Source organism: Epibacterium sp. ABV4_022, from assembly GCF_056159345.1.
This window is the reverse complement of sequence record NZ_JBSWVA010000002.1, coordinates 86,574-100,515: the sequence shown is the minus strand read 5'-3', so window position 1 is coordinate 100,515 and position 13,942 is coordinate 86,574. Positions and strand designations below refer to the sequence as shown.

General features: G+C 62.3%; 12 protein-coding genes. 4 read left to right on the top strand and 8 right to left on the bottom strand.

Features of this window, described 5'->3' with window-relative positions:
• Positions 1-57: 57 nt before the first annotated feature.
• Positions 58-996, top strand: a complete 939-nt coding sequence (locus ACXAF5_RS19545) for a LysR family transcriptional regulator (RefSeq protein WP_474947926.1) — start codon at positions 58-60, stop codon at positions 994-996.
• A gap of 158 nt (positions 997-1,154) precedes the next feature.
• Here the strand turns inward: ACXAF5_RS19545 and ACXAF5_RS19540 are convergent, their stop codons facing one another.
• The 8 genes from ACXAF5_RS19540 to ACXAF5_RS19505 form a co-directional block, all read right to left on the bottom strand.
• The gene (locus ACXAF5_RS19540; protein ID WP_474947925.1) at positions 1,155-2,030 is read right to left on the bottom strand and encodes a 2-oxo acid dehydrogenase subunit E2; all 876 of its coding nucleotides are present in this window, start codon (positions 2,028-2,030) and stop codon (positions 1,155-1,157) included.
• Between the two features lie 9 nt (positions 2,031-2,039).
• Positions 2,040-3,470 carry an NAD-dependent succinate-semialdehyde dehydrogenase gene (locus tag ACXAF5_RS19535; RefSeq protein ID WP_474947924.1) on the bottom strand — a complete coding sequence of 477 codons (1,431 nt, stop codon included), beginning with the start codon at positions 3,468-3,470 and terminating at the stop codon, positions 2,040-2,042.
• Positions 3,471-3,485: 15 nt separating this feature from the next.
• On the bottom strand, positions 3,486-4,772 hold the full coding sequence (locus ACXAF5_RS19530) for a biotin/lipoyl-containing protein (protein WP_474947923.1): 1,287 nt from the start codon (positions 4,770-4,772) through the stop codon (positions 3,486-3,488).
• Positions 4,762-5,757 (bottom strand): alpha-ketoacid dehydrogenase subunit beta, encoded by a 996-nt coding sequence (locus tag ACXAF5_RS19525; RefSeq protein ID WP_474947922.1) that lies wholly within the window; start codon positions 5,755-5,757, stop codon positions 4,762-4,764. The genes ACXAF5_RS19530 and ACXAF5_RS19525 overlap by 11 nt, the downstream gene beginning before the upstream one ends.
• A gap of 10 nt (positions 5,758-5,767) precedes the next feature.
• A complete protein-coding gene (locus ACXAF5_RS19520; protein ID WP_474947921.1) occupies positions 5,768-6,769 on the bottom strand; it encodes a thiamine pyrophosphate-dependent dehydrogenase E1 component subunit alpha in 1,002 nt (333 codons plus the stop codon).
• A gap of 59 nt (positions 6,770-6,828) precedes the next feature.
• Complete coding sequence (locus ACXAF5_RS19515) at positions 6,829-8,127, bottom strand: M24 family metallopeptidase (protein ID WP_474947920.1); 1,299 nt, start codon at positions 8,125-8,127, stop codon at positions 6,829-6,831.
• 63 nt (positions 8,128-8,190) lie between these two features.
• Complete coding sequence (locus tag ACXAF5_RS19510; protein WP_474947919.1) at positions 8,191-9,000, bottom strand: SDR family NAD(P)-dependent oxidoreductase; 810 nt, start codon at positions 8,998-9,000, stop codon at positions 8,191-8,193.
• A 20-nt stretch (positions 9,001-9,020) separates the two neighbouring features.
• Positions 9,021-10,766, bottom strand: coding sequence for an ABC transporter substrate-binding protein (locus tag ACXAF5_RS19505; protein ID WP_474947918.1), 1,746 nt, complete (start codon positions 10,764-10,766; stop codon positions 9,021-9,023).
• A 304-nt stretch (positions 10,767-11,070) separates the two neighbouring features.
• Here ACXAF5_RS19505 and ACXAF5_RS19500 point away from each other — a divergent pair, with 304 nt between their 5' ends.
• The 3 genes from ACXAF5_RS19500 (at position 11,071) to ACXAF5_RS19490 (ending at position 13,934) form a co-directional block, all read left to right on the top strand.
• On the top strand, positions 11,071-12,018 hold the full coding sequence (locus ACXAF5_RS19500; protein WP_110365551.1) for a sugar ABC transporter substrate-binding protein: 948 nt from the start codon (positions 11,071-11,073) through the stop codon (positions 12,016-12,018).
• Positions 12,019-12,101: 83 nt separating this feature from the next.
• Entirely contained in the window at positions 12,102-12,890 is a 789-nt protein-coding gene (locus tag ACXAF5_RS19495; protein WP_474947917.1) for an SDR family NAD(P)-dependent oxidoreductase, read from the top strand.
• A gap of 69 nt (positions 12,891-12,959) precedes the next feature.
• Positions 12,960-13,934, top strand: coding sequence for an ABC transporter permease (locus tag ACXAF5_RS19490; RefSeq protein ID WP_065330624.1), 975 nt, complete (start codon positions 12,960-12,962; stop codon positions 13,932-13,934).
• Positions 13,935-13,942: the final 8 nt, after the last annotated feature.

The following is a 13,942-nucleotide window of genomic DNA, read 5'->3' as shown; positions in this document are numbered from 1 at the left end:
GGCAAACTTAAAGTTCTTAAGTAAATTTCAGATTTGCTGAAATACAGGAGCAACACCATGCTCAAGATTGAGACTTTGCGCGCTTATGTGACTGTGGCCCGCAGCGGCAACCTGAGCGACGCAGCAGAGGTGCTGGGCCGAACCCCCTCGGCCCTGTCAATGATGCTGAAACAGCTGGAGGCGCATCTGGGCGAACCGCTGTTCGAGACGGACCGGAAGAACCGGCTGACGGCCCTGGGAGCTTTTGTGCTGGAGCAGGCGGAGCAGGAAGTTCAGCATTTCGACACCACCGTGCGCGCCATCGAGGGATATGCCCGCGCCGTCTACGGGCGGGTGCGGATCGCCACCGTGCCTTCGGTTGCGGGCACCATCATTCCGCAGGTGTTTTCACGCTACATCAACGACTTCGGCGAGGTGGACATCGAGGTCCGCGACATGGATTCCAGCTCCATCCGGCATGAGCTGTCGCGCAATCGTATCGACATTGGCATTGCCACCAAGGGCGAACATGACGCAGGGCTGCACAGCGAATTGCTGTTGTCGGACGAGTTCGGCGTGATCTGCGCGCCTGAGCATCCACTGGCGCAGCAGGAGGGGCCAGTGAGTTGGGCAGAGCTGGCCGGGCATCGCCTGATTGCCAATAGCCTCTCTGTCGGGATCGAAGCGGTCACAGCGCGGGACCTGCACGCGCAGGCGCTGCTGACGGCGCAGAACCTGACCTCGATCTTTGGCATGCTGCGCGCGAACATCGGCGTCACATTGCTGCCGGAAATGGCCACATCGGCCGCCGCCGCAGGGGAGCTGGTGTTTCGTCCGCTGGCGGATGTGACGGCGCGGCGCGAAATTCACCTGCTGCGCAAGGCCGATTCGACTCTCTCGCCCGCGGCGCGCTTGCTGGAAGAGCGCATCAAGGAGACGGTGGCAAACTTGCAGGTCGGATCGGAGGCCGTGCTCGCTGCTGCGCGCCTGTCGGACGCGTCCCGAAACATGCGCTGAAACATGCCCCGACCGCATATCGCGCAGCCGGGGCGTACCCAGGAACTCGTTACAAAACGCTGAGCCCGCCAAGGGCTTGCTCGATGGCGATCCTCCGCTGGTCACCTGGGTATGCGTCCTGAATGAAGTCAGCGTGCCTATCGGATCTCGTTGCCACCTCAGACCATCATCCGGCGTGGGTCGCTCAACAGACCTGCAAAATAGGACAGGAACCGCGCCGCATCCGCACCGTTGATGACCCGGTGATCGTAGCTCAGATCCAATGGCACCATCGGCACCGGGCGCGGAGTGTCGCCGTCCCAGACGGTCACGGTTTCGGTGCGGGTGATGCCAAGGATCGCCAGCTCCGGCGGGTTCACAATCGGCGTAAAGCCAATGCCACCGATGCCACCCAGATTGGAGATCGACATCGACGCGCCGCCCATCTCGTCCGGGCCGATCTTGCGGTTCTGCGCACGGCTGGCGAGATCACGGATCTCTGCCCCGATCTGCAACAGCCCCTTTTTGTCGGCGTCGCGGATCACCGGCACCATCAGCCCATGCGCGGTATCGACGGCGATACCGATATGAACATAACCCTTCAGGATCAGGGTCTTGCCATCCGCGCTGAGCGAGGCGTTGAAGCGGGGAAACTCCCGCAGCGCACGCGCCAGCGCCTTGACGTGAAACGCCAGCGCCGTGAGCTTGACGCCCTGCGCCTGTGTCTCGGCCTTGAGGTCCCGGCGCAGCGCCTCGATCGCGGTCATATCGGCGCGGTCGTGATGCGTCACCTGCGGGATCAGCGCATTGGCCGCCGCAAGATTGGCCGCCGCGATCTGGCCAAAGCGGCTCATGGGTTTTTGCGTGATGGGACCATAGGCGCTGTGATCGACCTCCCAATACGAGGTATCGCCCGCCCGAGCGGCGGATTTTTCGCGCTCCAGATCCTCGCGCGCGATGGTCTGACGGCCCAGATTTGCGGCCAGTTGTTCAATATCCACGCCCTTTTTGCGCGCCAATGCGCGGATCGATGGGGATGCGATGACGTCTGACATAAGCGCCCCCTACCAGCTGGCCGAAATATACTGGGTTTCCATAAATTCGAGCATCCCCTCATGCCCGCCTTCACGGCCCAGACCGGATTGTTTGACCCCACCAAAGGGAGCCGCCGGGTCGCTCACCAGCCCGCGATTGAGCCCCACCATGCCGTAGTCCAGCCGCTCGCAGACCTGTAGCGCGCGCTTCATGTCCTCTGAGAACACATAGGCCACCAGACCGTATTCGGTGTCATTGGCGCGGCGGATCACGTCGTCTTGGTCGGAGAACGTCTGGATCGCCGCCACTGGGCCAAAGATCTCGTCATGTACGCAGTCGGCGGTCTCCGGCACATTCGAGAGCACCGTCGGCGGATAGAAGAACCCCTGCCCCTCGGGCTGGGTGCCGCCAATCTCGATCTTGGCACCCTTGGCCACCGCGTCAGCCACGAACTCTGCCACCTTGTCGCGGGTGTCCGCGTTCACCAGCGGGCCGACGTCGACGCTTGGGTCGGTGCCATCGCCGACCGTGAGCGCGCCCATGGCGGCCGAGAACCTTCGGGTGAATTCCTCCGCCACGGCCTCATGCACATAGATGCGGTTGGCGGCGGTACAGGCCTCGCCCAGATTGCGCATCTTGGCGAGCATCGCCCCCTCGACAGCCACATCCAGATCGGCATCGTCGAACACGATCAGGGGCGCGTTGCCGCCCAGCTCCATCGCCGGTTTCAGCACCTGATCGGCGGCAGCGTGCAACAGTTTGCGCCCCACCCCGGTGGAGCCGGTAAAGGACACCACCCGCACGCGCGGATCATGCAGCATGTGATCCACCAGCGCGCCTGTGCGCTTGGAGGGCAGCACATTCACTAGCCCCGGCGGCACGCCTGCCTCTTCGAGCAAGGGCATCAGGGCCAGCATCGTCAGCGGCGTCTCGGAGGCAGGTTTGATAATCACCGCGCAGCCCGCCGCCAAGGCGGGCGCGATCTTGCGGGTGCCCATGGCGGCGGGGTAGTTCCAAGGCGTGACCAGCACTGCGAGCCCCGCCGGTTTGTGCTGCACCATGATGCGCGCACCCGAGGCGGGCGCATGGGTGAGCATCCCGTCGGCGCGCACGGCTTCCTCGGCAAACCAGCGGAAAAACTCTGCCGCATAGGTGGCCTCGCCCATGGCATCGGCGCGGGCCTTGCCGTTTTCCAATGTGATGTAATGGGCAAATTCCTCCAGCCGCGCGCTCATCAGCTCCCAAGCTTTGCGCAGCACCTCGGAGCGCTGGCGCGGGGTGCGCGCCGCCCAGTCCTTCATCGCGGCTTCGGCGGCATCCAATGCGGCATCGGCATCGCTGATTTCGGCGGAGGCAACGGAGGCGATCACCTCTTCGGTGGCGGGGTTCACCACGTCAAACCGTGCCTTTTCCGCGCCGGGCACCCATGTGCCGTTGATATAAAGATCGGTGAATTCCATGACAGTCTCCATGGCTCAGAGTAGGTGGCGGACGGGTTGTTCCATCCGCGCTGCAAAATTGGAAAGAAGGGTGACGGCCTCGCGCGCCGAGAGGCTGCGGGCGGCGCATTCCAGCGTCACCAGCAGCCCGGACCCGTCCGCGCAGAGCGTCAGCGTGGGGCAGTTCTCGGGGCCAAGTTCCACACCGCTGATCCGGCTCAGTCGCAGATCGCGCAGGCAGAGATCCGGGGGGCTGTTGGGATCGATCTCGGTGACATCCCCCAAGGGGCCCAGCGGCACCTGATAGAGGCGCTGCGCGCTCAGGGTCTCCACCGCGACAATGGCCGCACGTCCAAGGCTCGCCCCGGCAAAGCCGGCAAGCAATGCCGCCGCGTCGCCAAGGCCCGCAGTCTCTTGCGCCCAACCGGCAAATTCGGAGAACCCTTCGCTGGCGAGATCTGCGGTCAAGCGGCGGGCGCTGGCGGCGGCAGGTTCGTGTGCCTTGGTGGGCAGGGTGCGCAGGACCTCAAGATCAGCGACGTGATAGGGCTGCGGATGGCCGGCCTCTGCCAGGCGCGCAAGATCAAGGCCCTGCTCGAGCGCAAGACGCCGGGCCTTGGGGGATGCCAGAATGCGGCCATCGGCAGAGGTTGCAGGACATGTTGGCGCGGGCGCAGAGGTCGTCACGGGCGCGGGGTCGGGATCAGCGGCCTTGGTGTCTTTGGTGTCCGGGGCGACGGGCGCTGACACCGCCCCGCCGCCATTGCGGCTGCGTTGTACGGGATCTTGTGGTTTCTCCTTGGAGATCACCGCGATCACCTCGCCCACCGGGGCCTCCTCGCCCGCCTCGGCCAACAGAGCCGCCACAAAGCCATCCTGCCCGGCCTCAACCTCGACGGTGGATTTGTCGGTCTCCACCTCAAACAGCACGTCGCCAGCCGCGACCTCATCACCGGGCGCCTTATGCCAGGCGACGATCAAACCGCTGTCTTGCGCCATGCCGAGCGCGGGCATTATGACGCCATGGCCATCAGGCGTGTCACCCGCCGGGGCGGTGGATGTGGGGGGCGTCTCTGCCGCCTCGGCAGAGGCGCCGATCATGGCGATCACCTCGCCCACGGGCACATCGGCGCCCGCCTCGTGACGCACCTGCCCCAGAACCCCATCGGCCTGTGCCTCGACTTCCACCGTGGCCTTGTCGGTCTCTACCTCAAAGAGCACGTCGCCAGCGGCGACCTTGTCGCCCGGGCTTTTGTGCCAGGCGACGATCTGGCCACTCTCCTGCGCCATGCCGAGCGCGGGCATGATCACCTCATGCGGCATGGATCATCTCCCCCGACATCAGCTTGCGCGCCTTCTCGACCACGGCCTCCGGGGTGGGCACGGTGAGGTCCTCGAGCGCGGGCGTGAAGGGCACCGGCACATCCATCGCCCCCATGCGCAGCACAGGCGCGTCCAGATGATAAAAGGCCTTCTCGTTGATCCGCCCGGCAATTTCGCCGGTGACACCATAGCTCTGATGGCCCTCGTCGACGACGATCACCCGCGAGGTCTTCTTGGCGGAGTTGATCAGCGTGTCCTCATCAAGCGGCACAATAGTGCGCGGGTCGATCACCTCGGCGCTGATGCCCTCCTTGGCGAGGATCTCGGCGGCGGCCTCGCAGACCTGCACCATGGATGACGTACCGATCAGGGTGATGTCGGCGCCCTCTCGCAGGATGTTGGCCTCACCAAAGGGGATCAGATATTCCTCTTCGGGCACCGGGGCCTTGTCGTTGTACATCAGCTTGTCTTCGAAGATCACAACCGGGTTGTTGTCGCGGATCGCGGTCTTCATCAGCCCCTTGGCCTCATAGGCGGAAGAGGGCATGGCCACCTTCAGCCCCGGAATATGCGCCACCAGCGCGTGCAGCGATTGCGAGTGCTGCGCCGCCGAGCGCCGGGTTGCGCCCAGATTGGTGCGCAGGACCAGAGGCGCGCTCATCTTGCCGCCGGACATGTAATGGGTCTTGGCAGCCTGATTGCAGAGCTGATCCATGATCAGATAGATGAAATCGCCAAACATCAGGTCCACAACGGGGCGGGTGCCGGTCATCGCCGCGCCAACGGCAAGCCCCATAAAACCGGGTTCTGCGATGGGGGTGTCGACCACGCGATCGGTGCCGAACTCCTCGACCAGACCGCTCAGCACCTTAAAGGGTGTGCCCGCCTCGGCGACATCCTCGCCAATGATGAACACGGTCTCATCGCGGCGCATTTCCTCGGCCAGCGCCTCGTTGACCGCTTGGGATAGGGTAATCTCTCGCATGTCGCTCTCCTCAGGCCAGCGCGTGTTTGACATCGGTGAAGACGTGCATGTCGACCTCGGACTCGTCGGGGTATCTGGCCTCCAGCGCGTAAGTCACCGCCGCTTCGGCATCCTTGCGCACCGCGTCATTCAGGGCCTCGATCTCGTCTTCGGTGGCGATCCCCTGATCGACCAGCCAGCCGCGGAATTTGATGATCGGATCGCGGTTTTCCTTCCAATCCTTCTCTTCTTCCTTGGAGCGGTAATATTCGCGGTTGATGTCGCCGACGTGGTGGCCGTGATAGCGATAGGTCATCAGCTCCATGAAAAACGGCCCCTCGCCTTTGCGGGCGCGGGCGACCAGCTGTTCGGTCAGCTCATTGACTGCGAGCACATCCTGGCCATCGACCTGATGCGCCTCGATGCCAAAGGCCTCGGCGCGGGCGGTGATGGAGCCAGCCGCGATTTCATCGGTGCGGGTGTATTCCGAGTAGCCGTTGTTTTCGCAGGCATAAATCACCGGCAGCTTCCACAGCGCGGCCATGTTCATGACCTCATACATCAGCCCCTGCGCGGTGGCGCCATCGCCAAAGAAACAGACCGTCACATCGTCTTTGCCCAAGAGTTTCGCGGTAAAGGCCGACCCCGTCGCGATCCCCATGGAGCCGCCGACAATCGCGTTGGCACCGAGGTTGCCGTTGGACTGATCCGCGATATGCATGCTGCCACCCTTGCCACGGCAATAGCCCTCTTCCTTGCCCAGAAGCTCGCAGAACATCTCCTTGAACGCGGCCCCCTTGGCGACGCAATGGCCGTGGCCCCGGTGGGTCGAGGTGATCTTGTCGGTGATCTTCAGCGCCTCGCAGATGCCAACGGCCACGGCTTCTTCACCGGAGTACATATGCGTCAGCCCCGGCATTTTGGCCGAGAGGTACAGTTGGTTGGCGTTGTCCTCAAACGTGCGGATGCGGACCATCTGGCGATACATGCGCAGATAGTCTTCGGTGTTCGATGCTGTCTTGGCGGGACTCATGGGATCTCTCTTTAGAAAAAGTGCCCGGACCCGCAGGCCCGAGCAGTCTTCGGGGGAGGTTAGTAACGGTTGGCGATCGGCAGCTCTTCGGCCGGGAACAGCGAAATCACCTCGCAGCCGGTGTCTGTCACCACCACCTCTTCTTCGATCCGCGCGGCGGAATAGCCGTCGCTGGCCGGGCAATAGGTTTCCAGAGCAAAGACCATGCCGGTCTGGATCTCCATCGGGTTATCGAGGCTGACCGCGCGCGAAATGATGGGCCGTTCGTGCAGCGCCAGACCCAGCCCGTGGCCGAATTGCAGGCCAAAGGCCGACAGCTCATCCGGAAAGCCAAACTCCTCGGCCTTGGGCCAGAGCTTGGCGACCTGATCGGTGGTCACGCCCGGCTTAATCGCTTGAATTGATGCATCAATCCATTCGCGCGCCTTGACGTAGGCATCGACCTGCGCAGGCGTCGATTTGCCGATGTTGAAGGTCCGGTAATAGCAGGTGCGATAGCCCTGATAGCTTTGCAGGATATCAAAGAACGCCTGATCGCCGGGGCGGAACATGCGGTCGGTGAAGTTATGCGGATGCGGGTTGCAGCGCTCGCCCGAAATGGCGTTGATCGCCTCCACATCGTCCGAACCCCACTCGTAGAGGAGCTTGTTGGACATGGCGACAATCTCGTTTTCGCGCACGCCGGGTTTCAGCTCCTCGTAGATCATGTGGTAGACGCCATCGACCATGCTTGCGGCCTGCGTCAAAAGCTGGATCTCGTCCCAATTCTTGATCTCGCGCGCCGAGAGCATGATCTGCTGGCCATCCACCACATTCAGACCGGCCTCTTTCAGGGCCTCAAACATGGCGGTTTCGGCATAATCCACACCCACCGGCATGTCTTTCATGCCCGCATCCTCGATGAGGCCCGCGATGTCTTCGGCGTATTTCTTCATCAGGCCAAAGCTCGGCGGGATGGTGCCGCGCATGCCGACAACGCCCGCGTGACAGTGATCCGGCACCAGCCAGTCGGAGTATTTGCGGTGATGCACAGCAGCAGAGCCAAAGTCCCAGACATGCGGCGCGTCATCACCCGTGAGCAGGGCAAAGCGGCACATCTTGTCGCGCTCCCACTCGCCGATCTTGGTCGAGGTCACATAGCGGATGTTGTTGACATCAAACAGCAAAAGCGAGCCTGCGCTGCTTTTCCTCAGCGCCTCGCGAGTACGGCTCAGCCGGTAGCGGCGCAGCCGGTCGTGATCGACGCGGCGCTCAAAATCCACTTGTGTCGGGCCCCATGCGGGCAGGCGGCCCTCCCATTGCCAATTGGGCTCCAGATCTTGTGGTGTCAGGACGTTCGGGGTTAGTGCGCGAGACATAGCTCCTCCTTCGGGTATGCGCTCGCACACCCGTTTATCGCGTAATTTCAGTTTGTTAGTGTGTTACTGGATGCACCAGCCGCCATCGATGTGGATCATCTGGCCGGTCATGTAATCGCTGTCGTCCGAGACGAGGAAGGACGCGGTGCCGACGATATCCTTGGGGTAGGACACGCGTTTGATCTGCAAGGCATCGCGGGCGATGTCGTCATAAGCCTGACCTTCGCGCTCCTTGAAACCTATCTCGACCAGATCCTTGTCGAGCTGCTCCCAGAGCGGTGTCACCACCACGCCCGGCGCATAGCCGTTGACGGTGATATTATGCTCCGACAGGCCAATCGCCCCGCAATGGGTCAGCGCCAGACAGCCGTATTTCGAGGTACAATAGACGGTCACATCCACCAGCGGTTTGCGCGACGCGATGCTGCCCACGTTGATAAGCTTGTAGGGGTGATCCGCCATCGGCCCCTGCGCGATCATCTGGCGGGCGGTCTCCTGCATGCCCAGCCACATCGCCTTGGTGTTGACGTTCATAATCATGTCCCAGTTGTCCTCATCGATATCCATGAAGAACCGGGGCTTGTTGAGACCAGCGTTGAACAGGCCGACATTGATGGAGCCAAAGGCATCCACGGTCGCCTTGACGGCGGCGGTGTTGTCCGCGCGTTTGGTCACATCCATCTGAATGGCGATTGCTTTGCCGTTTCCGGCGGCGTTGATCTTGTCGGCCAGCACCTGCGCCTCACCACCGTCGAGATCACCGATACAGACATTTGCCCCCTGCGCCGCAAAGGCTTCGGCATTGGTCGCCCCCATGCCACGGGCCGCACCCGTAATCAGAATGTTTTTACCCTTCAAGCGGTTGGGGTCCATGATCTCTCCTCCTAGAGTCGCTATGTTCTTTGTGTTGCAATCAGGGCATCGGCTCGTGCCTGTGCCTGTCGCAGGGCCTCGCGCGGGGGGATGACCCCGCGCAGCATGTCGTGAAATTCCTCGCCACAGATGCGGATGATCTGGCCGATTTCCGGCACCGGCGGGCGCGGCCAGAATTGCAGCTCATCGCGCCAGGACATCGCGTCGACCGCCTCGAAGATCTGCGAGGTCCGCCGCACCTCGGGGTCAGACCCCACCGAGTACCGCGGGTTGGTCCGGCTGCCGTGCTGCACAAAGAGCTTCTGCGCCTCGGGCGAGGTAAACACCATCAGCGCCTCGACAGCGGCGGGAATGCGGTCGGGCGCCAGATTGGCCGGAATGCCCATGACGTAGCCGCCCACCGGGGCAATCGGGTTGCCGCCCGCACCTGCGGGATGCGGCAGATAGCCGGTCTGACCATAAGCGGGCGAGCTTTCGTCCAGCTCGAAATAAGGGGCCAGCAGCGTATACCCGTAGGCCATGGCGATATTGCCCGCCGCATAGGGGCGCACCCGCTCGTACCAGGACATCGACAGGATGTCGGGCGGCGAATATTGCAGCAGCTCCAGCAGGTATTCCGCCGCCAGAAGCCCCGCAGGCGTGTCGATGGTGGCCCGGTACGTCCGATCCGCCAACCCGTCGGTGTCAAACCCGCCGGCGTTGGCAGGCAAGTCCAGAACCGGCTGGCCGAAATCCGCCATGCTCATCAAGGCCGTATGCCCCAGCGCCGTGCCGCGCGCCGCATTCCACGCAATGCCATAGCGGCCATGGCGCGGGTCATGCAGCGCCCGTGCGGCGTGCAACAGCGCATCGGTAGTCGCGGGGGGCTCCAGCCCCGCCTCGGCAAAGAGGTCGCGGCGATAGAACAGCAACTCCGGCGTGGTCTGCGCGGGCACCCCATAGGCCCGCCCGCCCCAATGCGCCGCCGTCCAGCCCGCCGTGTGGAAATCCGCCGTATCCAGCCGGGCCACATCCATCACCTGATCGAGCGGCATCAGCACGTCTTTGGTGGCAAACTCCCCGATCCAGGGCAGATCGACGGCGATAATGTCGTAGCGGCTGGCGGCGCGGTCCGCATTGCGCAGGGCCTCTTCGCGCAGCCGGTCGATGGAAAACGCGCGCTGGCTGATCTGAACCCCGATCACCTGTTCAAACTGGCGTTTCAGGTTCTCCATCACCATAAAGGTCGGATCCCCATGCACCAGCACCCGCAGGCCGCCCGACACTTTCAACGGCTCGCTGCGCACCCGCATCGGCAGGATCGACTGCGCGGCGGAATAGCTGCCGCCAAAGTAGTAGTCCTTGCTCTCCTGCCCGCGATGACGCCCGCCGTAGCGGCCTTCGGCCATGCGCTGCACCCGCCCGGAGAGCTGCATCCACTGGTCCAACAGCTTGTCGCTGGGATGCATCGAGAAACTCTTGCCGGATTTGGTGCGCGGGCGCTGCTCGATAAGGCCCGCCTCCACCATTTCCTTCATCCGGCGGGTGGCGGTCGCATAGGGCACCCGGCTGGCTCCGATCAGCGACGTAGGCGTGATGGTCTTGGCCTCGAAATGCCCCTTGATCAGATGCATCGCCATGCGCAGATGGGCATTTGGCACATAAACATCGAGCGTATCTTCCAGCTCGTCGCTCAGCTCTTCGAGCAGAGACAACGCCCCAAGCGCCTCGGATTTCGCCTCAGGCGACACCGGGCCGGTCTGGTCATGTCTGGCGAAGGCATTCATCGGCGCGGTGGACCTTTTGCGATACAGAGGATTGCGGGGTTTCGTGATTTTATCCGGATTGGATGATGCGGAGTCGCTCACGGGCTTTCCTTTCGAAGATGTCCAAACTGACACACGCAGCGTAGCGCGAAGGTATCCAGATTGGATATCAAAACATCCATATTGGATATTTTTGCTAGATTTTGGATGACGCAGACTTGGCATTGTGCTCGAAGTCATCCGGTCGTCCGGGTGGTCCATTGGCGTCCGGGAGGGGCGCTCGGGACTGGAGGAAGTCTCGGGAAAAACGGGAGGAGATCAAAATATGAATATTCGAACCATGCTTGCCGCAAGCACCGCGATCCTGCTGGCGGGTGCAGCATCTGCCGACACCATGAAGATCGGCATCACCCAGAACAACGTGGGTGTGGACAGCTATCAGACCACATACGAGAAGGCCTTCATCGCCGCGGCCGATGCCAATGCGGACATTGAGGCCGTGGTTCTGGACGCAGGCGGCGACGTGGCCCGCCAGATTGCGCAGATGGAAGACCTGATCCAGCAAGAGGTCGATGCGATCATCATCTGGCCCACCAATGGCGAGGCCGTGATCCCAGCCGTGCGCAAGGCACAGAAAGCAGGCATCCCGGTGGTTGTCACCAATTCCAACATTGCCGAGGCGGGCTTCGACTTCATCAAGTCCTTCTCCGGCCCCGACAACATCACTCAGGGCGCGCGCTCGGCAGAGATCATGTGCGACAAGTTCAAGGACATGGGCATCGCGGACGAGGCTCAGGTGGTGCACATCACTGGCCAGCCCGGCTACACCACCGCCATTGAACGCGCCAAGGGGTTTGAGGACCGCCTGCCGGAGGTCTGCCCGAATGTGACCATCGTCGACACGCAGCCGGGCGACTGGAACCGCGAGAAATCGCAGCAGGTGATGGAAGCCTTCCTTGTGAAATACGACGACATCGACGGCGTCTACGCGGGCGATGACAATATGGGCGTTGGCGCTCTCAACGCCGCCAAGGCTGCGGGCCGTGACGGCATCATCTTTGTCGGGGCCACCAACTTTGCCGTGGGGTATGAGGCCATGGCAGCGGGGGATTACTGGGGGTCCATCTATCAATCGCCGGTGGATGATGCCGAGGCCGCGCTGCAAACCGCCGTCGATATCCTGTCGGGCAAGGACATCCCCTTCCTGAACTACTTCGACACGCCGAAGATCACCCAGGACAATATGGGCGAGTTCACCAAACCCGTCTTTTAAGGCACATCATGTGGGGCGCGTCTGCCGGGTGCGGGCGCCCCATATGGCATTTCCCAAAATCGAGATTTGGAAAGGGCACGCCCATGGGACGTGTATCGGATCGCGTCTGCCTTGTGACGGGGGCAGCGCAGGGCATAGGCCGCGCCATTTCTGAGGCGCTGCTGCGCGAGGGCGCTCAGGTATGTCTGGCCGACATCAACGGCGATAAGGTGGCCGAGGTGGCCCAGAGCTTTGCCGCGGATCACCCCGGTCGCGTCACCTCTGCTCCGGTGGATGTCACCAATCGCGCACAGGTGCAGGCGATGATCGCCCATACGGTTGCAACCTTTGGCCGGCTGGATGTGAAATTCAACAACGCGGGCGTCAACCGGCCGATGAATTTTCTGGACGTGACCGAGGAAAACTGGAACTTCATCATGGGCATCAACGGCTTGGGCTGTATGATCGGCATGCAGGAAGCTGCCCGTCAGATGATTGCCCAAGGTCAGGGCGGCAAGATTATCAACACCGCCTCGGTGGCCAGCCGTCAGGGTTTTGACAATGTCGCCCCCTATTGTGCCTCGAAATGGGCGGTGGTGTCGCTCACCCAATCGGGCGCACGGGATCTGGCGAAACATAACATTACCGTCACCGGCTTTGCGCCCGGTGTTGTGGCCACGGAAATGTGGGAGCAGGTTGATCAGGATCTGATGGACATCGGCGCGTCCGAGCGCCCCGGAGAGGCGATGGAGACCTTCTCGGCGGATATCCTCAAGGGACGTGTGGCCACGCCCGAGGATATCACCGGAACCACCACGTTTCTGGCCTCTCGGGACAGCGACTACATGACCGGACAGATCGTCATGATCGACGGGGGCATGACCCTCGTGTGACCGGCGACAAGGCAGGAGGAGCCGATGCCCGAGACATCACAACACGCCCAGAATCCAAGGGAGGGGATGATGGCAACACTGAGCAAAGAGCAAATCGGACGTGTCCTTGCCAAGCAAGGCATCCTGATTGCTTTCGCGATCTTTCTGGTCGCCTTTACCATCGCCAACCCCAAATTCCTGTCCGTTGATAATGTGTTCAGCGTGGTGCGTTCCTCCGCCATTCTCGGCGTGATGGCGCTTGGTGTCACCTTTGTGGTGATCAGTGGCAATCTCGATCTGTCGGTGGGGTCGATGATGTCGTTTTCCACCATCGTGGTGCTGGATCTGCACGACACGCTTGGACCATTGCTGGCGATCCCGGCGATGTTTGCGATGACGATGGCGCTGGGGGCCTTAATCGGGTTTCTGGTGGGCTATCTGCGGCTCAATTCGCTGATTGTGACGCTGGGGATGCTCTCGGCCATTCACGGGCTGACGCTGACGTACTCGGGCGGACAGAACATGGATATCGCCAATAAGGAAGGCACATGGTTCGGCGTCTTTGGGCAGGGCAGCGCCCTTGGCATTCCGGTGCCGATCCTGATCTTTGCGCTCTTGGCGGCCTTGCTGGGGCTGGTCCTCGGCAAGACCCCATTTGGCCGCAAGATCTATGCGGTGGGAGGCAATGGCACCGCTGCGACCTTCTCGGGCATCCGCCGCGCCCGGACGGTGTTCAGCTGCTATCTGATCTCTTCTGCCTGTGTGGCCACCGCCGGCCTGATGCAGGCGAGCCGCTCTCTGGGGTCGCAAAACACCGTGGGCCAGGGGCTGGAGCTTGAGGTGCTCGCCGCTGTGATCCTTGGCGGGGCGTCACTGATGGGGGGATCGGGGACGATCTTCAAAACCGTGATCGGCGTGCTGATCCTCGGGTTCATCCAGAACGGTCTGCTGCTGCTGGGTCTGCAATTCTACGTCCAGTTCGTGGTGACATGGGTCATCATCATCCTTGCTGTCTGGCTCGATATCGCGGCCAAGCGCGGCAAGCTCTGGTCGCCAATCGCATAAGAAGGGAG

Excerpts from the sequence above, each read along its gene's own strand:
- ACXAF5_RS19540 (WP_474947925.1), bottom strand. The coding sequence starts at position 2,030 with ATGTCAGACGTCATCGCATCCCCATCGATCCGCGCATTGGCGCGCAAA.
- ACXAF5_RS19525 (WP_474947922.1), bottom strand. The coding sequence starts at position 5,757 with ATGCGAGAGATTACCCTATCCCAAGCGGTCAACGAGGCGCTGGCCGAG.
- ACXAF5_RS19500 (WP_110365551.1), top strand. The coding sequence starts at position 11,071 with ATGAATATTCGAACCATGCTTGCCGCAAGCACCGCGATCCTGCTGGCG.
- ACXAF5_RS19520 (WP_474947921.1), bottom strand. The coding sequence starts at position 6,769 with ATGAGTCCCGCCAAGACAGCATCGAACACCGAAGACTATCTGCGCATG.
- ACXAF5_RS19545 (WP_474947926.1), top strand. The coding sequence starts at position 58 with ATGCTCAAGATTGAGACTTTGCGCGCTTATGTGACTGTGGCCCGCAGC.
- ACXAF5_RS19505 (WP_474947918.1), bottom strand. The coding sequence starts at position 10,766 with ATGAATGCCTTCGCCAGACATGACCAGACCGGCCCGGTGTCGCCTGAG.
- ACXAF5_RS19535 (WP_474947924.1), bottom strand. The coding sequence starts at position 3,470 with ATGGAATTCACCGATCTTTATATCAACGGCACATGGGTGCCCGGCGCG.
- ACXAF5_RS19510 (WP_474947919.1), bottom strand. The coding sequence starts at position 9,000 with ATGGACCCCAACCGCTTGAAGGGTAAAAACATTCTGATTACGGGTGCG.
- ACXAF5_RS19490 (WP_065330624.1), top strand. The coding sequence starts at position 12,960 with ATGGCAACACTGAGCAAAGAGCAAATCGGACGTGTCCTTGCCAAGCAA.
- ACXAF5_RS19495 (WP_474947917.1), top strand. The coding sequence starts at position 12,102 with ATGGGACGTGTATCGGATCGCGTCTGCCTTGTGACGGGGGCAGCGCAG.
- ACXAF5_RS19530 (WP_474947923.1), bottom strand. The coding sequence starts at position 4,772 with ATGCCGCATGAGGTGATCATGCCCGCGCTCGGCATGGCGCAGGAGAGT.
- ACXAF5_RS19515 (WP_474947920.1), bottom strand. The coding sequence starts at position 8,127 with ATGTCTCGCGCACTAACCCCGAACGTCCTGACACCACAAGATCTGGAG.